Raw genomic sequence first — 21,299 nt, 5'->3', positions numbered from 1 at the left:
TTGGCCGGGGGGACGGCGCAGAAGATAGCGATGTCGGAGCGCCGCCCTCCCGGTCAGTCATTTGTGGTTGGTGGAAGCAAGGTAACCTGGTTCGAGCGAGGGAGGCTGGTGTGCTGACCCGGCCTCCCTTTACTCTTGGAAAGACATGGGCAGCTTGAGGCCCCATTGGCGGGCGCAGGCCAGGGCTTCATCGTAGCCGGCGTCAGCATGGCGAACGACGCCGATGCCAGGGTCGTTGGTGAGAACGCGCTCTAGACGGCGGGCCGCCTCTGGAGTGCCATCGGCGACGATGACCTGGCCGGCGTGCAGCGAGTAGCCAATTCCGACGCCTCCTCCGTGGTGGAAGGAGACCCAGGTGGCGCCCGAGGCCGTGTTTAGCAGGGCATTGAGGATGGGCCAATCGGCGATGGCGTCGCTGCCGTCTTTCATATCTTCTGTTTCACGGTAGGGCGAGGCTACCGAGCCGCTGTCGAGGTGATCACGCCCGATGACGATCGGGGCTTTGACGAGACCGCGCGCGACCAGCTCATTAAAGGCCAGACCGGCTTTGGCGCGTTCGCCGTAGCCGAGCCAGCAGATGCGGGCGGGCAAACCCTGGAAGCGGATCTTCTGGCGGGCGAGCGTGATCCAGCGGCGTAGGGCCTGGTCCTCGGGAAAGAGTTCAAGGATGGCCTCGTCGGTGCGATAGATGTCCTCCGGGTCACCTGAGAGGGCGACCCAGCGGAAAGGTCCTTTACCCCGGCAGAAAAGCGGTCGGATGAAGGCGGAGACGAAGCCGGGAAAGTCCATCGCGTGTGGCTCGCCTGCTGCCAGGGCCTGGCCGCGCAGGTTGTTGCCATAGTCGAAAACAACGGCACCGCGTCGCTGCATTTCCAGCATGGCGCGTACCTGGCTGATGAGTGCCTGACGGGCACGTTCAATGTAGTGCTGGGGATCGCGTCGGCGCAGGTCGTTGGCCTCTTCCAGCGAGAGGCCGGCAGGGATATAGCCATGTAGGAGATCGTGGGCTGCGGTCTGATCGGTGACCAGATCTGGGATGATGTTGCGGCGTACTAGCTCGCTGTAGACTTCGGCGGCATTGCCGATGAGGCCGATAGAGAGTGGTTGGCCGTTGTCCCGAGCCTCGCGGATCTGGGCCAGCGCCTCGTCGAGAGTACTGGCCATCTCGTCGCAATAGCCGGTCTGTAGCCGGCGCTGAATGCGCTGCGGGTCGACCTCCACAGCCAGGCAGATACCTTCATTCATGGTGATTGCCAGCGGTTGGGCACCTCCCATGCCTCCGAGGCCGGCGGTAAGCACGAATTTGCCTCGGAGTGTGCCGCCGAAGTGCTGGCGTGCGGCCTCGGCAAAGGTCTCGTAGGTGCCCTGGACGATGCCCTGGGAGCCAATGTAGATCCAGGAGCCGGCGGTCATCTGCCCATACATGGTTAGTCCCAGCGCTTCCAGCCGGCGAAATTCGTCCCAGGTTGCCCAGTGAGGCACAAGGTTGGCGTTTGCGATGAGCACCCGCGGCGCGTCGCGCTGGGTGCGGAAGATGCCAACTGGCTTGCCCGATTGAACAAGCAGGGTTTCGTCGTCTTCCAGCTCTTTGAGGGCGCGGACGATGGCGTCGAAGGCTTCCCAGGAGCGAGCAGCGCGTCCGGAGCCGCCGTAGACAACCAGCTCGTCTGGGCGTTCGGCTACTTCTGGGTCAAGGTTGTTCATGAGCATGCGCATGGCAGCCTCTTGCTGCCAGCCTTTGCAGGAGAGCTGCGTGCCTCGCGGGGCGCGGACGGTGCGCGGTCTACTGGCGCCTGGCTGCTTTGCTGGGCCTGAGTGCTCGTGCTGCGACATGCTACGCTTCTTCCTTTCCTATTGATCGGTTTCTGTAAGTGCTGAGCTAGAATAAGGCTCTTTGCCGCCTGGTGCGGGGTTGGTGCCTGCTTATGTTATACACTCTCCCTCTGGCTGGCGGAAGGTGAGGTCTCTGCCAGGGCTTGCTCTGGCCGATCGGGAGGTGAGCGCCTCGGCGGCTGTTGGGGGAGGGGTGTCCTGGCCCGGCAGGGATGGCGTTGTGCTCTGTCCGGGCCAGGACGGGGAGGAAGGAGAGGCAGCCGTTGGGTTCGGAGACGAGTTGATGTGTCCAGAATTCAGAGAGAGAACGGGGACCTTGTTGCGGAAGATCATGGCCGATCGACCAGAGACGAAGCCGGAGTTCCTGGGTGGGAAACCAACAATAGAAGGATAGCTCTTTCTCACTACCTGGCAGCGGTCAGAGCCGGAGAGAGGAGGAGGAAGTGAGAAGGGAATCCGTCTTTGCGCTTGAATGGTCCTTTGGCGTGCCTCGCCAGCTAGCTGTTCTATCCTTCGGCTGACCTGGTCCGCGCTGGTCTTAACAGGACGAGAGAGTCTGTGCCCCCCTGCTACTCATCCTGCGTCAGGTCATGGCGAGGAGGCTGCTGTGGCGGTTGTTGCTGCTGGAGGACTGGCCGGACCGGGCAGCAGGGAGGTACCAGCCTCATCCGTGTCCTGGGCCTCTAAGTCAGACTGTCCATCCTCGCTGGGTGGCTCTCCCAGGCCCGGACTCGCTCCACCATCAGCGGGCGGAGGGCAGGTGGGCTGTGCGTGAGGTATGCTCAAGCATGTGCGAGCTGACGGTCAGGGAGGAGTGATCTGGCTGCTCGAGAGGCAGGTCGGGGCCGAAGCGAAGGCCGGGTCAGGATGAGGTAGTCCATCTCCCTGGCCCTAAGGGAATGGAGAGTGCTGCTATTGGGGTCTGCTGGGGACGGTGGAAGGTGTGAGGGAAGAAGGCCCCCAGCGAGGGCAGCCGGCGGTGAGGCTGAATGCGCTCTTGCTGGGCGGGGCCGGGCTGAGGGCCTGCGGAGCAGGAGGGCACCCCTGGCATTAGAGGAGCCGGACATTGAGGAGCCAGTGGAGATTGCGGGGGATTGTCTGGGTCTGATAGAAGTGCTGCAGGATGTGCCAGGCCAGCGGCTGCTGAAGAGCAGTGCGCGCGGAGGATCTGATATGGGGCTGGGTGCAGACCTCGATCTCGGGGCCGGCCAGGGCGGGGTCCATGGCGAGCAGGGTGTCGACAAGGAAGCGCTGATCGTGAGGGAAGAAGAAGACGGCGTAGCGCTGCTCAAGCCCGCCGAGGACGGCGAGGGTGCCGTGGTTGGAGCGAGAGAAGAAGGCGTGGGTGAGCGTCTGGCCATTGAGGTAGCAGAGAGCAGTGCTCGCCATAGCCATGAACCGGCCTGGCTCCCAGTATGCTTGAGTGAAGGGTTGGGAAAGGCCAGGACCCAGCACGAGCAACGTAGAGGGGTAAGACCAGTCGGGCCGTGGGGGAGGAAGAGTGGGGAGGGTGGTGGGAGGAGAATCGGTCTCCAGGGTCCAGACGATCTGAGGGTGCTGGGCCGGGTGAAGGTCCAGCTCGCCGGTCTCCCAGAAACAGCGCACGATGTGAAGGAGGGGGGGCCAGGATAGGGTGGCGTAGGAGGGAGAGAGGAGAGGAGGCTGCAGGCAGAGGGGCAGGTCGGGGCCGGACTGAGAGAGATGCACGGCCTGTAGGAAGCGGGTGGGGAACGAGCGGGCCGGAGCGGGCGTGGGAGGGCCTGGGCGGAAGAGGACCAGGAAGCGCTGGGAGAGGCCGCCGCAGAGGGTGAGCGAGTGCTGCTGAGGGCAGGAGAGAGAGAGCCAGCCGCTGCGAGGGCTTTGTCCGTCGAGAGAGCGGAAGGCGTCGGCGATCTGGGACCAGGAGGGATCAGTGATCACCTCTTCGGCTGGGGAGCCGAGCGAGAGCTGCCAGGAAAGGGATGAGGTCATGGCTACAATCCACCTCCTTTAGAGTTGATCAGTTGCTCAGCAATGCGGCAGCAGCGTGATCCTGGAATGGATCTCAGTGATGAAGACGAGGGAAGGATCAAGAGCATCACGAGGGAGTGGGATGGGGAGGAGCAGAATGAACGAGGGGCCATCGGTGCCCGCCTCCAAGGGCAGGCAAGTGAGTCCGTACGCGCAGCGGCGGCCAGTGGACAGACGCGCGCTCGCTGGAGGACAGGGACGCGACACGCCAGCGTGCCGGCTGGGCCGAGCAAGGCAGAGACTGGAGAGAGGCTGTCCCTTGCCTCACTGAGGTAAGAAGCCGAGGAGCCAGTGGACATCACGGGGGATGGAGAGGGTCTGGTAGAAGTGCTGCAGGATGTGCCAGGCCAGCGGCTGCCGAATGGCAGTGCGCGCAGGGTACTTGGCGATGGTCTGGATGCACAGTTCGACATCAGGGCCGGCCAGGGAGGGATCGATGGCCTGCAGGGAGAGGACAGGGAAGCGCTGATCATGGGGGAAGAAGAAGACGGCGTAGCGCTGCTCGAGCCCGCCGAGGACGGCGAGGGTGCCGCGGTCTGGGCGGGAGAAGAAGGCGTGGGTGAGAGAGTGGCCATCGAGGCAGAAGAGGGCCGTTTCCAGGTCGGACCAGTCGGGGAGAGGGAAAGATTGGGAGGAGGCAGAACCAAGGACGAGGAGGGTGGGAGAAGACGCATGAGGGGTGGCAGCGGGGGAGGGAGGGGGCGCAGGAAGGAAGGAGGGAACAGGCTCGGTCTCAATCTCCCACTGCAGCTCGCAGTCGACGTAGAGCCGGCCTTCCTCGAAGAACGAACGGGCGATGTGGGACAGAAGAGGCCAGGAGAGGGCTGTGTAAGCGGGGGAGAAGAGTGGGGGCTGCGCGCAGAGGGGCAGGTCGGGGCCGGACTGGTACAGATGCACAGCCTGCAGGTAGCGGGTTGGGAGAGTAGGGAGAAAGCGGGCCGTAGGAAAGGTGGCAAGCCAATCGGGACCCACCTCGAAAAAGACCAGGAAGCGCTGGGAGTTGCCGCCGCAGACATTGAGGAAGCCGTACCCGGGGCAGCAGAGAATGAGGGTGTCGCGTTGCACGCACTCGCCATCGAGGGAGAAGAAAGCGTCGGTGATCTGGGACCAGGACGGGTCAGTGATCCCCTCATTGGGTTGGGAGCCGAGGAAGAGCAGCCAGGAGAGGGACGAAGCCATGAGAGCCATTAGCCTCCTTTAGTGCTGTCGATATGCTGTGCAGCATATAAGAAAGATAATATAGGAATGAGCATAATTAGCGGTAGAGTAAAGTGATCAAGGGAGCCATCATTGCGAAGAAAGAAGACTTCAAGCCGATCAAGACCAAGGATGCGCACAGCGAATTTCAGTCCGTTGCTGCTGCAGAAATGGCAAGGTTCTCGATCAACCCACAGTTCAGCACTGTCTCCAGTCAGACCTTGTGCTTTTCTATAGCGCAAAAGATCGTTCAGTGCGTCTAACTCCGCATGAGTCGCACTAACGGCATTTAGCCCTCCCCCCTGCTTTGGGGTCAACTCTGGTTCGCGTGGATTTTTTCCTTGTATGCCCCAAAATTCATCACTGTGAGCAAAGACGACTGCGAGAGTCTGGCGATCATCTGGGTTGCGGCTCCAGGGAGGTAATCCCAGCTCTTGTCTCATCTGGTCGAGCTTCTGCTTCACACGAGCGAGGAGCGTCTGATCGGATCCCTGGGTCGCACCAGAGGCAGATTGATCGGAGCTGGGCTGAGAGGGCTGGTTTGAGCCTGGCGGCAGGGAAATACCAGTCTCAGCGGAGTCCTGGCTCCCTGAGCCAGTCTGTTCATCCTCAGCGGATGGCTGCCCCTGGTCCGAACTCGCTCCGCCATCAGAAGGCGTAAGAGCCTTTAATCTATCATTAATTTTATCATGCTGATCCTCCTCTTCGCCAGTGCTGCAGAAGCCGAGATCTTTCATGGCTTCCTCTAGCTGCTCGCTCTGGCTGGAGAAGAGAGCGGCCAGCAGCGCCTCGGCGTTCGAGGCCTCCTCCATAGCTCCCTCCAGGCCTTGCTGAATCGGGTCAGCGCTTGTGGGGGAGGACGGAGAGAAAGACGAGGAGGGGTCGATGAGCTGAGAGCGCAGGGCTTGCTGCTGAGACAACTCCTGCTCGAGCTGCTGGAGAAGCTCGTAGCGCCGGATAGCGGGCACGGCCTGATCGATGTAGTCAGCGACTGTAGTGCAGGAGCTGATGAGCACCTGCAAGCCGTTGGAGACGTGGCGATGATCGCCACGCGCCTGAGCCCAGGCCTGTCGGAATGCCTGGGCTGCCTGGCCTGCCCAGCGCTGCTGGCCCGATTGTAGTCCGTCAACTACTCCTTGCAACCCCTGCATATATTGATCAATGATCTGCTTGGTAGTGCTGCATTGGCCGGCGAGCTTGCGCAAGGAAGCTGCAAATTGTTCAAGATCATCAGTCTTGCCCATGTGTCTTCCCTCGTGAGCATGCTCTGGCGACACGCGCCATCTGTCCATCTACCAAGGCTGAGGCTGCAGGGAGTCGGAAATCCGCTCAGCTCCGGCGACGCTTGCTGCGTGGGAAAAACCTGCCGACTCGCCTAGGATGGTCAGGTTAGGGGCGGTCGGAAAACTGCCAGGTAGCGCTTCCCCCTGACCACCGGCTGGCAACTATCTATCAAGGCTCCTCCTCGGAAGGAAAACTTATTCCCAGCCCGATTCGCAATCCCTCTGGCGCTGGATGCTGCTGGGGCTGCCAGGGATGCTGAACTGTTCCTCCGCGATCAGGAGCAAACCATGATGGCGGTGAAGAATCAGTTTGCAAACCAGGATTCTGCTGCTTCGGTTGAAATGAGGGACTGCTCTGCTCGCTGTGGGCGATATGCTCCTGCGCGATAGCCGTGAAAATCGTCTCTGGCGTCAATACTGGATCTGGCTCAAAGCTACCGGGGGTGGGGGTCTGGAGGGGAGTGGCCTGCACTAGACCACTCATCTGTGGCCTGAAAACAGCCCCGTTCGGCTCGGAATCAGGCTCAAAACCAGGGAAAGTCACCTCTTCAAACCGCTGCTGGAGCTGCAGGTCCAGCCCTTCAAAGGTGAAGCCCGCCAGGCCCAGGTTGAAGCCTATGCGCTGAAGAGCTTGCACCTGACATTCCATAGAAATTTGCAGAGCCAGATCTAACTGCTGGATATCGAGGGCATAGCGTAGAAGCTCGGTTGTGAGCATCACGTCATTGAGCATCCATTGCAGCGTCTTTTGCAACGTCTGGCTTAAATCGGCAATCTGACCAGTTTCCATGTGGAAAGGATGGATGGCACCTTGTAAGCTTGATGGAGATGCCTGAACCAATCCTCCATCTTCTGAGTGATCATTAGTAGCTGCCATAATGATACTATTAATCATTATAAATATACTAGTAACTTATAGATAGTATAAATTTACGATTGATATTTTTCAATATTTATAGCGCTGAGATACCTATATCACCTGATCAATGATCAAAGAGGCTCATCGCCCTCGGCTCTTTTGCTGTCACTGTGGCTCGAAGTTGGGGAACAATGCTGCTGATATCAGCGAAGGAAGCGGCATCCGCTTCAGGACGATCAGATACCTTCTACTGGCCTCATTTCATCACCGCGAAGCGAGAGGGAGCAGCGCCCATTGTCGCTAGCGCATGCGTGGTCAGGCCCCCTGCTAACAGAAACAGCTCCGATGAGGGTGCGATGTAGCGCAGATGAAAGACAAATGTCCTCCAAACTCTTGACAAGAGCGCACATCTCGTCTATCCTCTCGTTCAATTACAGCAAACACCCCCTGGCTTGTAGGGAGGCCGTCATGGACCTGCATTCTCTTGTCCAAAGTGTCGAAACGTACGTCCGCCAGCGACTGGCGCGCTATATTGATGACCTAAGCACCCTTTGCGCTTTCGAAACCTTCACCTTTCACAAAGCTGGCATAGATCAGGCCACAGACTGGCTGGCTGCCCGTCTGAAGGCCCTGGACATGGAAGTCACCATTGTCGAGCGCCAGGATTGGGGCAACGATCTTCTGGGCAGGCTACCCGGTCAGGGCGACCATGACGACAGAGTGGTCCTTCTGGCTCATAGCGACACCGTCTATCCCGTTGGCACCGCTGCCATGCGGCCCCTGCGTCGCGAAGGCAACCGCCTCTATGCCCCCGGCGTCTGCGACATGAAAGGCTGTATTCTGGCCGCGCTCTACGCTCTCGAAGCCCTCCAGGCCCTCAATTACCGGCCCTTCAGGGAATTGCGCTTCCTCTGTGTCTCCGACGAAGAAATCAATGTACGCCACTGTGACGACCTCATGGAGCTAGTGTTACATGATGCCCAGCGCGCCCTGGTTCTGGAGGCCGCGCGCGCCAACGGCGCCATCGTCAGCGCCCGCAAAGGCAACGCCGGCTACACCCTGCGCGCCTACGGACGCTCTGCCCATGCCGGCGTCGAGCCTGAAAAGGGCCGCAACGCCATCATCGAACTGGCTCATCAGGTACTCCAACTGGCCAGCCTCTCCGGCTGGCGCGAGGGTCTCACCATCACCCCCGGCCTCATCAGCGGCGGCATCGCCACCAACGTCGTCCCCGACTATGCCGAAGCCCGCTTCGACCTGCGCTTCCTGCGCCTGGAAGACAAGGAGGCCACCGAAGAGCGCTGGCTCGCCTTACTCCGACAACAGCGCGTTCCTGGCGTGCGCCTGGAGCTAGAAGAAGATCCCCATCTCAAACATCCCCTGGTCTGCACCCCTGCCGCCCAGCGCATGGCAGAGCAGGCCCAGAGCATCGCCTCCCTGTTGGGCTTCCCTCTGGAGCACGTCCTGACCGGCGGCGCCTCCGACGCCAGCTACGCCGCTCTGTATGGCGTACCAGCGCTTGACGGCCTCGGTCCCATTGGCGGCAACGACCACAGTCCCGATGAATACCTGCTGCTCGATAGCGTTCCAACGCGCGCTGCCCTGCTGGCCGGTCTCATCGTCTCGCCCTTGCCCGCCGAGACCAGCGCCGTCCGGTCTGGACAAAAAACCGCCGCGGCCCAGCGTGCCCACTGAGAGCCGCCTGGAGGCGAGGCAGGTGAGAGAAGCCGAGGAGAGAAAAGGTAGGCCCGCAGGCAATCTCACATCCTCCCCCAGCAAGACGCCCCAGAACCACCAGGCCAGACTGGCCCACCAGGTTGGCCCACCGGCCAGCCAGCCAGGCGCCAGGCTCTGGCCTCCTTGTGCCTTGTTCCTCTCCATGCGCTATGCTATAATCTGACGGACGGAAGAAATACGCCGCCCCGCAAAGCGGTCCAGTCTCGTCAACAGCCAACGCTAGCAAGCAAGCAAAGCAAGCTGAACCTGTGCATTGACTGTGCATTGACCGGAAGAGTAGACCGGAGGACGGGGGGAGCCTGGCGAGGCCGCAGAGAGCGTCAGCCGCTCAGCTCAGCAGGCGAGAGGAGAGGCCGAAAACAGAGCAGACAGCAAAACGAGTTCAGAGGCAGAGAGAGCCGGAAAGAAGAGAGAGGCGAGCGCCCGCGGCCCCCGTTGGCTTGCGCCCAGTCAGGCAGAGCCAAGCCGAAAAGTGACTCCTGGTCAAAAGAGCACGTACCGGATGCTCAGGAAAGGATTCTCCCGCTATGATTGATCCTGATCGCGAACTGGAACCCCGATACCAGTCTTTCCTGGCCAGCCCGGACTGGTATCAAACCAATATACCGTGCCAGGTAGGCTGTCCGGCGCACACCGACGTCTCGACCTACATCGGTCTCATCTCGCAGGCGCGCTTTGACGAGGCCTACTTGCTCAACCGCAAGGCTAACGTCGTGCCTGGCGTCCTGGGGCGCACCTGTGCGCGTCCCTGCGAGCCGGTCTGTCGCCGTAACAAGATTGACGGCAAGCCGATCGCCATCTGCTGGCTCAAGCGTGCCGCCGCCGATCATCGCCAGTTCCGCCATCGCGCCGAGCGGCCTCCCATCACCAAAGATAAGACGGTGGCCATTGTGGGAGCCGGAGCTGCTGGCATCGCCTGCGCCCGCGACCTGCGCGAGATGGGCTATCCGGTCACCATCTACGAGGCCGACCCTGTGGCCGGCGGCGTCATGGTCAACGGTATTCCGATCTGGCGCCTGCCGCGCAGCGTCACCTACGAGGAATGCAACGAGTACATGGAGGACCTCGGCGTCGAGGTCGTCTACAACACGCGCGTCGGACGTGACATCCAGCTCACCGATCTGCTCAAGCAGTACGACGCCGTCTTCCTGGCCGCTGGCTGCTATATCTCCAACCCGATTACCGGACCCGACGGCAAGGTCGTGCCCGGCGCCGACCTCGTGGGCGTCATGAACGGCATCGAGTTCCTGGCCAAGACCAACTACGGTGAGCCGGTCTTCGTCGGCAAGCGCGTCGTCGTCCTTGGCTCCGGCTTCACCGCTATGGACTGCTGCCGGACCGCCATCCGCTTCGGCGCTGAGAAGGTCTACGTCATGTACCGCCGCTCCAAAGAGGAGCAGCCTGCCGACGAATACGAGGTCGACGAGGCCATTCGTGAGAACGTCGAGTTCCAGTATCTCGTCACCCAGACCGAGATCCTGACCAAGGACGGCGTTCATGTGAGCGGCATCAAATTCGTCCGTAACAAGCTCGGCGATCCCGACTCGAGCGGACGACGCCGTCCGATTCCCATCCCGGGCAGCGAATTCGTCCTTGACGACATCGACATGGTGATCGCCGCCTTCGGTCAGTACAGCGATTCCTCCTGGATCCCGGCCAAGGAGCTGAATCTGGAAGTCAACCGCCGCACCGGCGTGCCGCTCATCGATCGCGAGACCTGGATGACCAGCTACCCTGGCCTCTTCGCCGGCGGCGACTTCACCGAAGGCTCGCGGAACCTGATCTCGGCTATCGCCGACGGACGCGACGCCGCCATCGCCATCAACCGCTACCTTGGCGGGCAAGACAAGCCGGCGGAACCGCCCGAGGAGATCGAGCTGCCCGACTACCGGCGCGGCATGGTCGACGACTACGAGTCGATCCCGCATGAAAACATCCCCTCGCTGCCCGTCAAGCAGCGCTACAGCTATACGCGCGAGACCGAAACCGGCTACACTCCCGAGCAGGCGGTGATCCAGGCGCGGCGTTGCCTGCAGTGCCAGCTCAACATCATGATCGATCCCTCGATCTGTATCCTCTGCTCGGGCTGCGTCGACATCTGTCCCTATGACTGCATCAGCATGGAAGGCCTCTCGCGCGTAGTCAAGGGCGATCCGCTGCATCAGTTGGCCGAGAGCTGGCAGGGCGGTGCCGACATGATTATCGACGAGGAGAAGTGCATCCGCTGCGGCCTCTGCATCGTGCGCTGTCCAACCGATGCCATCTCAATGGTGCAGTTCGAGGTCGCCAGCCCCAACGACCGCTGGACGGTCTCGAAGATCCCCGTGCTCAACCGCAGCCAGGCCGGGGCCAGGCGCTGAGCCGCGGCCCCATTCTCCGACGGGCGAACAGGAGTCGGCAGGGGGCGGATCAGGTAAAGCTGCAGGTTGTCCCCCTGCCTCGACTCCTTCACCCTCACTTCACGATTGCTCGCTGCCGGCCTGGGCTGGAGCGGACCACCCGCTCGACCGGCGGACCACCCACCGGACCGGCGGATCACCCGCTGGACCGAGCGAGCAGGCTAACCTCTCCTCCTGGCGGATCGTGACCGACCTGATTCGTTCCCCATCAGGCCCCGCCGGCGCTCTGCTGACCCAGGCGCTCGCGCATAAAGGCCAGCACCACGCGGTCGATGCGTCCCCCCTCCAGCCAGCGCTCTTCGAGATTCTCGCGCCCGCAAAAGTGCCAGAAAGCCTCACGTGTCTGCTCGTCAAAAACGCCCGAGAGCGGGCCCCGGTAGTCGCCGCTGCGCGCGAGCAGCTCCTGCAGCTCGCGCGCGATCGCTTCATCGATCGGCAGAATATCGGAGGGATCTGGAGGAAAGAGATAAAGCTTGTGCAGTCGCAGAAGGCGTGCCAGCTCCTCAATTGGGCGGGGATGGTCGTCAACGCGCAGATCAATGAAGCGATCATTGAAGCCCCCATACCCCCCCTTCTCACGCACCACCAGCAGCGCCGCCGACTGTTGACCGCGACTATCTCCGCCGGCCTCCTGGCCAGCCGCCAGCGCCGCCAACAACCGGTCACAGAGCAGTCCCGGCGTCTCCTCAAAAGCGCGCGCCATCGCGGTCACCGTTTCCTCGCTGACCAAAATATTGCCCTGACAGGCATAATGCTCGCCGACCCGCCCGCCGGCCCAGGGGAAGCACTCGGCCCCCGTATAGCTGACCGGAGCGCCGCTGGCAGGCACGATTCCAACCTGGCGCTTGGCCCGCTCAGGGTCATCCGCGAGCAGCTGCTCGAGGGTCTCCGCTGCCGAAAGGCCACGGGCCAGCAGTTCCAGGCCGCGGGGACCATAGGTCGTGTTGGCCCAGGATTGGGTGGCAATGGCTCCGATGCCGGCCTTGGCCCAGGGGACAACCGCCCCCACGGCCAGAAACTTCGACTGGACAGCAATGCCCAGTTCGCCCGTCTGCGGATCACGGGCAACGATGGAGAAGGTCATCTTCAGGCACCCCTTACGTGAAGCTGGTTGGGTTGGTTGGGCTTTGATGTTGAGGTATTATAACATGCCCCAGCCCCTGGAAGTAAGCAGGCGCTGAGAGGAGAAGGTCGAGAGAAGCGGAACGTGGGCAAAAGGACGGCGAGCGGGGAAGGGCAAGGGAGGGAGAGGAATCTTCACCGCGAGCTTGCAGGGCACCCGTGACCTTGACTTTCAGCAAGCTTTCCGTCACAATGGAAAAAACGCCATCACTGGCAACGGCAAGCACTAAGCAACAGTACTCACGCGCGGGAGAAGGGAACAGCCCACACGCCGGGGAGAAGGCAGGGAAGCGAGAATGGGACCGTTCGGGTTCTAGGGGGGACAGGCGCCAGGCGCCAGGAACACCTACGTGCAGCGATAGGAGGAAGGCAGCCTCACAGGGGCGGGGGAAGTAGGTGAAGGCGGCGGCGGCAGGTGGCCAGGGAGCCAGACAGGCAAGCCGGAGAGACAAAGGCGAGGGCCGCTGCGGCTGAGTATGTGAGAAGCCCCGCAAAGCGGGGCGTAGTATGTTGTTGGATGATGGCGCAGCACCACCACTCGGTATATCCCCCGGCCAGGGGCGCTGCCGCGGTGCGCGGTGACGCCGCACGACTTGCTGAAGAGGTGGTCGGCAAGCAGGTCCTGTTTGTGGGCGGATATACCTGATACTCCAAGGAGCGAGCATGGTGCGACAGGACTGGTCGGATGAAGACCTCGTTCAGCAGTTGAAGGAGCGCAATCCCGATGCCCTGGAAACCCTCATTGCGCGTTATTCGCGCGAGCTTTATTATTTTATCCGCCTGATACTCAACGGCGTGGGGGTGGCCCAGGATGCAGAGGAATGCGTCAACGATCTCTTTGTGGCCGCCTGGCAGGAGATCGAGACCTTCGATGCCAGTCGTGGTACACTCCGTACCTGGCTGACGATGCGCGCGAAGTACATTGCGCTGGACCGACGCCGTCAGCTCTGTCGACGACAGGTGCACGCTGTCCAGCCGGCGGAGGAGAATGGTCAGTGGGCTGCTGCCGATGGCAGCGGTGGGCGAAAGGGGAACCGATGGGGCGGCCAGGAACAGGAGAATCGCGTTCCCTTGCCTCCTCATCCCGATACCAGCATGGAGCTTCTGCTGGAACAAAACGAAAGGCGCGAAGAGCTGCGCCTGGCCTTGGCGACGTTGCCTGAGCTTGACCGCTACCTGATCTATCAGCGCTATTTCCGGTTCGCCAGCACGGAAGAACTGGCGGCCAAAACAGGTCTCACTCGCCACGCGGTCGATACCCGCCTGTGGCGAGCGCGGAAGAGCTTGCGCGAGGCGCTCAAGGAGTATGCACATGAGTATGAGCGAATTTGAGGAGCAGGCAGAGAACAGGGAATGTCGCGATGCTGTCTCTTTCTCGTTCGGTGGCCGACAGGTAACGCTCCCTCCCGATTTCAGCGAGGAGGAAGTGGCCTTTGCCCACGAACTGGATACGCTCTTCTCCCTCCCCGAAGAGGAAATTCCGCCATACTTTGTGCATACCTTACTTGAGTCAGAAGATCCGCGCTTTGCGCCCGTCGATTCCGGTTTTGAGCAGAGAATAAGCTCCCGTGTCTTCCAACGTCTGAAGCTGCAACGTCGTCTTTTCCCTCTTGAGGAAAGGCGCATCTGGAGAGAGCTGGTACGTGGGGCGGGCCTGAGCCGGCGCCTGCTGCTGGCCGGCGTCTCGCTTCTGCTCTTCATGTTGCTGACGATGGTCATCACGGCCCCCTCCTTTGCCTCCGGTCTGGTGATCCTCCTGCAGGGAGTCCAGAGCGGTGTCTATCCGGTTCGGGGGCCGCTGACAAGGCCAGTGGTCAGCTCGCCTCTCAATACAACCGTCGGCCACAACGATCAGGTGAGCCTGCTGGCCGTGCAGCGCGAGCTGCACTTCCCCCTCTACTGGCCGAGCGATGTCCCTGATCACTACGTTCTGCGCAACATCTATGTCTATAGCGATCATGTGCGCGGCTGGCCCGTGTGGACCGATGGGCCGATGGTGGAGTTCCGCTACTCCTTTATGGCTCCGGGAAGTCCCTGGCACGATGTCGGCGAGTTGGCGATCCGTGAGTTTAAACCCCAGGGCCAGGTCTATCAGGTGGTGGAGGCCGACGCCATCCATCCTCTGCAGGTCGATGAGCAGGGGCGGGCGGCGGCTATCTACATCGAGGGCCAGTGGGTAACAATCAATACCTATGCCCGTCGCTGGATCTACAACGGCCATTGCGAGCTGCTCACCCAGCGCGGGGGCGTCGTCTTCTGGATCGCTGGCCAGTGTTCGCCCCAAACGGGCCTGAATCTGGAATCCCTCCTTTCGACCGCTCATTCGTTGCAGAAGCTGCAGCTCCAACACCTGCTACACACCGGCGTCTCGCTGGTCTCGGCGACCGTTCTCAATCGCTACCTGCCTGGTCCCTTCGATGGCGTGATCCTCTCGCTCTCGCTCGATAGCAGCCTGGATAGTCCCTACCTGCGCCTGGTTGGTCCTGATCAGCCTACCGCCAGTCCTGGCCAGGCCAAGACCTCTCCGGCTCACGGCCCTCCAGCGCCAGCCCAGAAGAGTCTGAGTGGCCAGACAGGCTCATCTCCAGCTCCATCCCACGCTGGCCAGCCACCTCGCTCCTAGAGACGGCTGGCTGGTCCGCTCTCGCCTCTCTGGGGCGGCCTGGCCCGCCCGACCTCTCTGGACAAGGGCCGGGCCGATCTGGTATCCTGTAAGTAAGTAGGAAGGCAGGATTGTGGCGCTGCTCGCCTCGCCAGCTCCAGATCGCTTGCGGGGAAAGAGCAGAGGCAGATTCTGCGTGAGATGGCGCTTTATTCTGCAATGACGCTGAGGGGCGCCAGCAGGAAGGAGCTGATCCTCAAAGGAGAGGGGTCCATGAAGGCACAGGTAACGCAAAGCAAGGCTCATTCTCGACGGCGCGGTCTCCCCAACCTCCGCCTCTGGAGACAGCGTCGCGGCCTTAGCATCGGTCAGTTGGCCGATATGACGGGGCTGCGTCGGACAACAATCGCTCACCTGGAGGACGGGCGCGAGGAACCTCAGCCCTATCACGTTCGTCTCTTAGCACGTGTTTTGGAGATCTCTCAGCTGGAGCTGGTTTCTTAGCCGTTCCGGCTGGCAGGCCAGGGCTGCTGTGGGTTGGCTGGCTGTTGAGGAGCCTGCCCTTATTTCTCGAGCCTGTGCTGTGTTGGGTGGAGGCCCGGTGGTTTCGCCTCCCCGACTTACAGAGGCGGGGCAGCTCCGGCATCAGCTCAGCGCAGGTCCGCTTCAAGCCAGGACGAGAGCCTTATGTCGAACGAAGGGGAAGGTCTGCAAGAAGTCAAGCATGGTCAGTCGTGGCAGCCGGCGCGTCGCCGTCGCCTGGTGGTCCTTCTCTCGCTCCTGGTGGCCGTGCTGCTGATCCTGGCCGCTCTGCTCTACAGCCAGCGGGCGCTGGTGCGCAGCCTGTTGACTGGCTCACATTTCGTGGGCGGCAATCCCGCTGTCGCTCACCTGCATCTCCCCCCAGGCTTTAGCGTCACTGTCTTCGCTCAGGGCCTTTCCTCTCCCCGCTTTATCACGTTTGACCCCTCTGGGACGCTCTTTGTGGCCGAGCGGGGTACCGGCAGCATTGTGGCCTTGCCCGATCCCGCTCACAGCGGGAGGGCTGCTCGCCGCGTGGTGGTGGTCTCCGGCCTCGACGATCCGACTAGCCTGGTCTTCTATCAGGGGGCTCTCTATGTCGGAGAGGCTTCGCGCGTGACCCGCTTTACGCTGGATGCCTCTTTCCATGTGACGAGCCGCAAGGTGATTGTGCCTGATCTGCCAACCGGTGGCAACCATGTGACGCGCACCGTGCTCGTCGGACCCGATGGCCGCCTCTACGTCTCGATTGGCTCATCCTGCAATGTGTGCGTCGAGTCGGACCCTCGCCGCGCGACAGTGATGGTCTTCAACCTCGATGGCAGCGGCGGCAGGATCTATGCCCGCGGGCTGCGCAATGCCGTCGGGATGGCCATTAATCCCTGGAACAATCAGATCTGGGTGACCAATAACGGGCGCGATCTGATGGGCGATAATACGCCGCCGGAGACGATCTATGCCCTCCAGGATGGCGGCAACTATGGCTGGCCGCGCTGCCAGGCCGGCGATATTATCGATCCCGACTATGGCCACCCCGGCGATTGCCGCGGCGTGGTGCAGCCGCTGGTGAAGATGCAGGCCCACTCGGCTCCCCTGGGCCTGGTCTTCTATACGGCCCACCAGTTTCCTCCCCACTACCACGGCCTCTTCGTGGCGTTCCACGGCTCCTGGAATCGCACGGTGCCAACGGGCTATAAGGTGGTCTATATTCCTCTCGATGCCCACGGAGCGGTCTCCGGCCCGGTCGAGGATTTCGCCACTGGCTGGCTGCTGAATAATAACGATGCCACAGGGCGCCCGGTGGGCCTGGCGGTCGACCCCCAAGGCTCGCTCTATGTAAGCGATGACAAGGGGGGCTATATCTACCGCATCAGCTATCAGACCCCCACCGCTTCCCCACAGGCCAGCTCTTGATCCCGGCCAGCAGGCCGCGCCCTCCTCGCTGCCCCCCGCACCGGGATTCTTCCTCCCCCTTGACCCTCCCCCTTCTTCGGCCTATAATTTAATTAACTGGATAGTTAAAAAGAAGATGGGAGCGTGAGAGCGGGATGGCTCGCAGGCCGAAGGCCGAGGGAGAGGATCGTCGCGAGCAGATTATCGAGGCCGCTTTGCGCGTCTTTGCGCGTAAGGGCTTCGCTCGGGCGACCAATAAGGATATTGCTCGCGAGGCGGGCATTACGCCGGGCCTGATTTACTACTATTTTGCCGATAAGGAAGCTCTCTTGAAGGCGGTGATTGAGAGCCGCTCGCCGCTGCGTCTCTTCGAGGAGCTGGAGCCGACGCAGTGGGATAGCCCACCCTCTGAGTTTCTGCCAGCCCTCCTGCAGCAGGCTCTGGGGATCGTTGAGAGCGAGGAGGTCTTCAATCTAATCCGGACGATGCTCTCGGAGCTGCTCCACGATGGCGATGTCCTCTCCCTGCCCGCTCTTTTTGTGCCGCGCATCATCGGGGTCCTGCAGCGCTATCTGCGCTTGCAGCAGGAGAAGGGCGCTTTGCGTGCCGATGTCTCTCCAGAAGAGGTGGCCCAGGTGCTGCTGAGTGCCCTGATGGGCCTGGTCATGCGCCGCCAGGTCCTGCGCGATGCCAGCGTGCTGCGCTATTCCCACAAGGAGCTGGTGACAATGGTCCTGGCAACAGTCTTGCCACAGCTCCTGCCGGCGCGCTAGGCGTTTTTTTTGATCCCTATTTTAATTGAACAGTTAGTTAAGAAGAAGGAGGCCCGTATGGCAGAGCAAGCAGCGCTGTCGCTGCCTGCCGGTAGCCCTGGCCAGAGCGAACCACTGGTCCTGGTAGAAGGTCTGGTCAAGGTTTTCGGCAGGACGCGGGTACTGGACGATCTCGACCTGACCATTGGTGCGGGGGAGACCTTTGGGTTGGTTGGGCCGAATGGGTCTGGCAAGACGACCCTGATCCGTTTGTTGGCCGGTCTCCTACGTCCGACGGCGGGCAGTCTCTGGGTTTTAGGGCGGCGTATGCCCGATGCCTCGGTCGCAGCGGCCATCGGCTACATGACCCAGCTCGGCGCCCTCTATCTCGACCTGACGGCGCGTGAAAACCTGCGCTTCTTCTCCAGCATCTATGGTCTGCGTGGCAAGGAGCAAGAGAGGCGCATTGAGGAGATGCTGGAGTGGGTTGCCCTGCGGGAGCAGGCCGATCGGGTCGTGGCGACTTTCAGCGGTGGCATGCGCCAGCGTCTCTCGCTGGCCTGTGCCCTGGTGCACCGTCCACGCCTGGCCCTGCTAGATGAGCCAACGGTCGGAGTTGATCCCGAGCTGCGGCGGACCTTCTGGGACTACTTCGCCCGCCTGAACCGCGAGGGGACGACGATCGTGGTCTCGACCCATCATCTCGACGAGGCGGCGCGCTGCAGTCGTTTGGGCTTGCTGCGCTTTGGCAAGTTGTTGGCCTGCGGTACGCCGCAGGAGCTGTTGGCGGGAGCGGGGACCAACGATATGGAGGCGGCCTTTCTTCACTATGCGGCCATGGCTCGCGAGCAGAGGAAGGAGGAACAGCCATGAGTGTGAGCCGGATTCTGGCCCTGACGGCCCGCATTGGACGCCAGGTTGTACGCGATCGCCGGACGCTAGCGCTGGTCTTTCTGGTGCCTTTGCTGGTCATGGGAGTGCTTTACGTGGTCCTCACCAGCACCGCCAGTGTTCCCACCCTCGCCCTGGTCCGCCCCGAAGGAGCTGGCAGTGAGACGATCAACACCCTCCTTGACCGCTTACTGCCTCCCCCAACGCGCCTGAAGACGCGTACCATCCCTCCTGGTCAGGTTGAGCGTGTGCTGGACGATGGTGAGGCGGATGCGGTCCTGATTTTCCCGGCGGATACTGCCACGACACTGGCGCGGGGAGCGCCGGTGAAGCTTCAGCTGGTGCTGGAAGGCTCTGATCCATCGGTCGCCGGCGCTCTGCGTGAGAGCGCCACGGCTCTGGTACGCCAGCTTGGCGTGGCCTTGGCCCTGACGCGACAGCAGAATACCCAGGCGGCAGGGCAGGCTCCCTCTCTGGCTCTGCTGGGCAGCTCTCCGCTGGTGCTGGCGGCACCTCGCTACCTGCATGGCGGCCCCGACTATACCTTTACTGACGCCCTGGCGCCAGTCTTTATCGGCGTCTTCTCGTTCTTCTTTGTCTTTTTGCTGACCTCCGTATCCTTCCTGCGCGAAAGGACCCAGGGGACGATTGAGCGAGTGATGGCCTCGCCCCTCCGGCGCACCGAGCTGGTGCTGGGCTATGTCTGCGGCTTCACGCTTTTTGCTCTGGTGCAGGCGGCGGTAGTCTTGCTCTTTGTCATCTTTGTCCTCGGCGTTCACTACCGTGGTAACCTGGGCCTGGTCTTTTTGATTGCTATTCTGCTGACGGTCAGCAGCGTCAACCTTGGCATCTTTCTCTCGACCTTCGCCCAAAACGAGTTGCAGATCATTCAATTTATCCCCCTTGTCTTTGGTCTGCAGATTCTGCTCTCGGGTGTCTTTTGGCCGGTGGCTCAACTGCCACAGTGGCTGCAGCCTGTTTCCTACCTGCTGCCGCTGACCTATGCCAATGAGGCCCTGCGCGACGTGATGCTCAAGGGAAGCGGTTTTGCAGAGATTGCTCCTCAGCTCGCAGCTTTGCTGATCTTCATGTTGTTGATGATCGCCTTGAGCGCGTTGACCGTGAGGCGTCAGGTAGCCTGATGATGGGCCACATCGCGAAGGAGGGAACGATCAGGGTGGAAGAGAGCGTGGTGACCTGTTGCATCGTGGGGGCAGGCCCAGCGAGCCTGGTGCTCGGGCTGCGCCGGCACGCCAGGGTATCTCTGGACTGATATGGGAGGCGCCATAGGGATTTCGATCGCGATTGTCGTCATTGCCGCGAGTCTGGCCGGAGAGGAAGGGCAATTTCTCCTGCCAGCCTGGTTGCGCTGGCTGGTGCTGCGGCGGCTCGTTAGTCTGCTGCTGGCGCGTTTTATCGGGCCGGGAGTAGCGCGGGTGCGGTTCGCGGTGAGAGCAGATGGGAGGGGTGAGAGCAAGGCATAAGAGCTGGACAGGTGGCCTGGCTGCGTAGGAGACCTCTCCGCCCGCTTTCTCCCTGCGCGGGCGTCGCTGTCTGTTGAGTGGCGCTGTGCAGGGAGAAAGCGAGTGCATAGCAGTGGGTTCTCGTAGGCACGCGCGCACTCAGGCCGTGATCGCCCCGACCTGCTTCTCGAAGTTCTTGAAGAACTGGTCGAGGGCCAGCTTGAGGGTATTTTTCATCACGACCTCGGGGGTGGCGGCGATCTTGCCTTCGAGGGTGGCCTCGGCGGCATAGCTCAGGTTGGTAGCGGCGGTGCCATCCTCGGCGAGCGTGATGGTGCAGCTAGCCTTGATGCGGCCCAGGGCATTATACGGCTCGCTGAGCAGCACAACGCGCTCGGGAGCCACGACCTCGCCGGTGCGCACGTAGACGGTGTAAGGCCCCTTCAAACCGGGGACATTGGGAGAAATAACCAGCTTCAGCTCGCGCCCCGTGCGCCCGTCGGGATTCTCAACGTACTCGGCGTTCTCGCAACCAGGAATGCTCTCCTTGAGCACCTGTGGATCGAACAGGGCATCAAAGACGCGCTGGCGCGGGGCCTTGATCTGCTGACTACCCGTGATTTCCATCGTGGTCTCGAAACCTTCCTCACAAGAGAATCTGGCCCTGCCCGGCCCGCGCCGCGATGGCGGCGGTAGGGGCTGGCAGGGAGGCGTGTATATGGAATCTTCCTCAACGTGATCAGTATATCCCCTGCATGAAGTCGCTTCAATCCAGAAGGCTAGGAAGTACCAGGAGAGTACCGAGACGGACGGACGCGGTCGAAGGCGGTGCGCTGCCCGGAGAAGGCCCCCGACCCCTGGAAACATCTGGCTGGTCCACGGAAAAGGGCTTAAGCGCAAGCGATCTCGCTGCTTATCTCGTTGATGTGTTCCGCAATGCTACCGCTGTGATTGTCTTTTAGGTCCTGGTTGTCGCTACAGCACCTGTTCTCAACTATTGAATCGCTCATATAATAAAGTAAGCTTGTTGGGACCACCTGGGCCAGCGATACTAAGAGATGACCTGATCTACGAAGTCCCCTCGATCTCTCGCTTCTTAAAGGGCTGGATGGAAAAATCTAAGCCGACCACTTCTATCCCGCTATCCATATATTGACTAACATAATTTTTTTGATCTATAATCTATCTGAGCATAGATAAGCATAGAGGTACTCAGTTGCTTCCAGTAAAAGGAAGG

The 21,299-nt window shown here is 61.5% G+C and carries 17 protein-coding genes and 1 pseudogene; 10 read left to right on the top strand and 8 right to left on the bottom strand.

The window, feature by feature from the left end; translation table 11 throughout:
- Positions 1–129 precede the first annotated feature (129 nt).
- The 6 genes and pseudogenes from hutU to ACFMO7_RS01275 all read right to left on the bottom strand — a co-directional run bounded on the left by hutU (position 130) and on the right by ACFMO7_RS01275 (position 7,113).
- A complete protein-coding gene (gene hutU / locus ACFMO7_RS01300; protein ID WP_376793732.1) occupies positions 130–1,833 on the bottom strand; it encodes a urocanate hydratase in 1,704 nt (567 codons plus the stop codon).
- A gap of 1,050 nt (positions 1,834–2,883) precedes the next feature.
- Positions 2,884–3,804: a hypothetical protein gene (locus ACFMO7_RS01295; protein ID WP_376793731.1), complete on the bottom strand. Its 921-nt coding sequence runs from the start codon at positions 3,802–3,804 to the stop codon at positions 2,884–2,886.
- Between the two features lie 303 nt (positions 3,805–4,107).
- Positions 4,108–5,022 (bottom strand): hypothetical protein, encoded by a 915-nt coding sequence (locus ACFMO7_RS01290; protein ID WP_376793730.1) that lies wholly within the window; start codon positions 5,020–5,022, stop codon positions 4,108–4,110.
- 8 nt (positions 5,023–5,030) lie between these two features.
- Positions 5,031–5,852 (bottom strand): hypothetical protein, encoded by an 822-nt coding sequence (locus ACFMO7_RS01285; RefSeq protein ID WP_376793738.1) that lies wholly within the window; start codon positions 5,850–5,852, stop codon positions 5,031–5,033.
- Between the two features lie 228 nt (positions 5,853–6,080).
- Positions 6,081–6,191, bottom strand: a pseudogene (locus ACFMO7_RS01280) (hypothetical protein); the annotation flags it as partial.
- A 301-nt stretch (positions 6,192–6,492) separates the two neighbouring features.
- On the bottom strand, positions 6,493–7,113 hold the full coding sequence (locus ACFMO7_RS01275; RefSeq protein WP_376793729.1) for a hypothetical protein: 621 nt from the start codon (positions 7,111–7,113) through the stop codon (positions 6,493–6,495).
- Positions 7,114–7,650: 537 nt separating this feature from the next.
- Here ACFMO7_RS01275 and ACFMO7_RS01270 point away from each other — a divergent pair.
- Positions 7,651–8,877, top strand: coding sequence for a M20 family metallopeptidase (locus ACFMO7_RS01270; RefSeq protein ID WP_376793728.1), 1,227 nt, complete (start codon positions 7,651–7,653; stop codon positions 8,875–8,877).
- A gap of 569 nt (positions 8,878–9,446) precedes the next feature.
- Positions 9,447–11,279 carry an FAD-dependent oxidoreductase gene (locus ACFMO7_RS01265; RefSeq protein ID WP_376793727.1) on the top strand — a complete coding sequence of 611 codons (1,833 nt, stop codon included), beginning with the start codon at positions 9,447–9,449 and terminating at the stop codon, positions 11,277–11,279.
- A 247-nt stretch (positions 11,280–11,526) separates the two neighbouring features.
- Here ACFMO7_RS01265 and ACFMO7_RS01260 read toward each other — a convergent pair whose 3' ends face one another.
- Positions 11,527–12,402: a DUF1028 domain-containing protein gene (locus tag ACFMO7_RS01260; RefSeq protein ID WP_376793726.1), complete on the bottom strand. Its 876-nt coding sequence runs from the start codon at positions 12,400–12,402 to the stop codon at positions 11,527–11,529.
- A gap of 701 nt (positions 12,403–13,103) precedes the next feature.
- Here ACFMO7_RS01260 and ACFMO7_RS01255 point away from each other — a divergent pair.
- The 8 genes from ACFMO7_RS01255 to ACFMO7_RS01220 all read left to right on the top strand — a co-directional run bounded on the left by ACFMO7_RS01255 (position 13,104) and on the right by ACFMO7_RS01220 (position 20,083).
- Entirely contained in the window at positions 13,104–13,772 is a 669-nt protein-coding gene (locus ACFMO7_RS01255; protein ID WP_376793725.1) for a sigma-70 family RNA polymerase sigma factor, read from the top strand.
- On the top strand, positions 13,753–15,063 hold the full coding sequence (locus tag ACFMO7_RS01250) for a hypothetical protein (protein ID WP_376793724.1): 1,311 nt from the start codon (positions 13,753–13,755) through the stop codon (positions 15,061–15,063). The genes ACFMO7_RS01255 and ACFMO7_RS01250 overlap by 20 nt, the downstream gene beginning before the upstream one ends.
- 252 nt (positions 15,064–15,315) lie before the next feature.
- Positions 15,316–15,546, top strand: a complete 231-nt coding sequence (locus ACFMO7_RS01245) for a helix-turn-helix transcriptional regulator (protein ID WP_376793723.1) — start codon at positions 15,316–15,318, stop codon at positions 15,544–15,546.
- Between the two features lie 183 nt (positions 15,547–15,729).
- Positions 15,730–16,977, top strand: coding sequence for a PQQ-dependent sugar dehydrogenase (locus tag ACFMO7_RS01240; protein ID WP_376793722.1), 1,248 nt, complete (start codon positions 15,730–15,732; stop codon positions 16,975–16,977).
- Positions 16,978–17,111: 134 nt separating this feature from the next.
- Positions 17,112–17,729 (top strand): TetR/AcrR family transcriptional regulator, encoded by a 618-nt coding sequence (locus tag ACFMO7_RS01235; protein WP_376793721.1) that lies wholly within the window; start codon positions 17,112–17,114, stop codon positions 17,727–17,729.
- 57 nt (positions 17,730–17,786) lie between these two features.
- Complete coding sequence (locus ACFMO7_RS01230; RefSeq protein ID WP_376793720.1) at positions 17,787–18,581, top strand: ABC transporter ATP-binding protein; 795 nt, start codon at positions 17,787–17,789, stop codon at positions 18,579–18,581.
- A complete protein-coding gene (locus ACFMO7_RS01225; RefSeq protein WP_376793719.1) occupies positions 18,578–19,741 on the top strand; it encodes an ABC transporter permease in 1,164 nt (387 codons plus the stop codon). The genes ACFMO7_RS01230 and ACFMO7_RS01225 overlap by 4 nt, the downstream gene beginning before the upstream one ends.
- A 132-nt stretch (positions 19,742–19,873) precedes the next feature.
- Positions 19,874–20,083: a hypothetical protein gene (locus tag ACFMO7_RS01220; protein WP_376793718.1), complete on the top strand. Its 210-nt coding sequence runs from the start codon at positions 19,874–19,876 to the stop codon at positions 20,081–20,083.
- 138 nt (positions 20,084–20,221) lie between these two features.
- Here the strand turns inward: ACFMO7_RS01220 and ACFMO7_RS01215 are convergent, their stop codons facing one another.
- Positions 20,222–20,689, bottom strand: a complete 468-nt coding sequence (locus ACFMO7_RS01215) for a CoxG family protein (protein ID WP_376793717.1) — start codon at positions 20,687–20,689, stop codon at positions 20,222–20,224.
- Between the last annotated feature and the right edge of the window lie 610 nt (positions 20,690–21,299).

This window comes from Thermogemmatispora sp., from assembly GCF_042408735.1.
In the GTDB taxonomy this organism is placed as follows: domain Bacteria; phylum Chloroflexota; class Ktedonobacteria; order Ktedonobacterales; family Ktedonobacteraceae; genus Thermogemmatispora.
The sequence above is the reverse complement of the archived record's forward strand: the minus strand, read 5'-3'. Positions and strand labels throughout refer to the sequence as shown.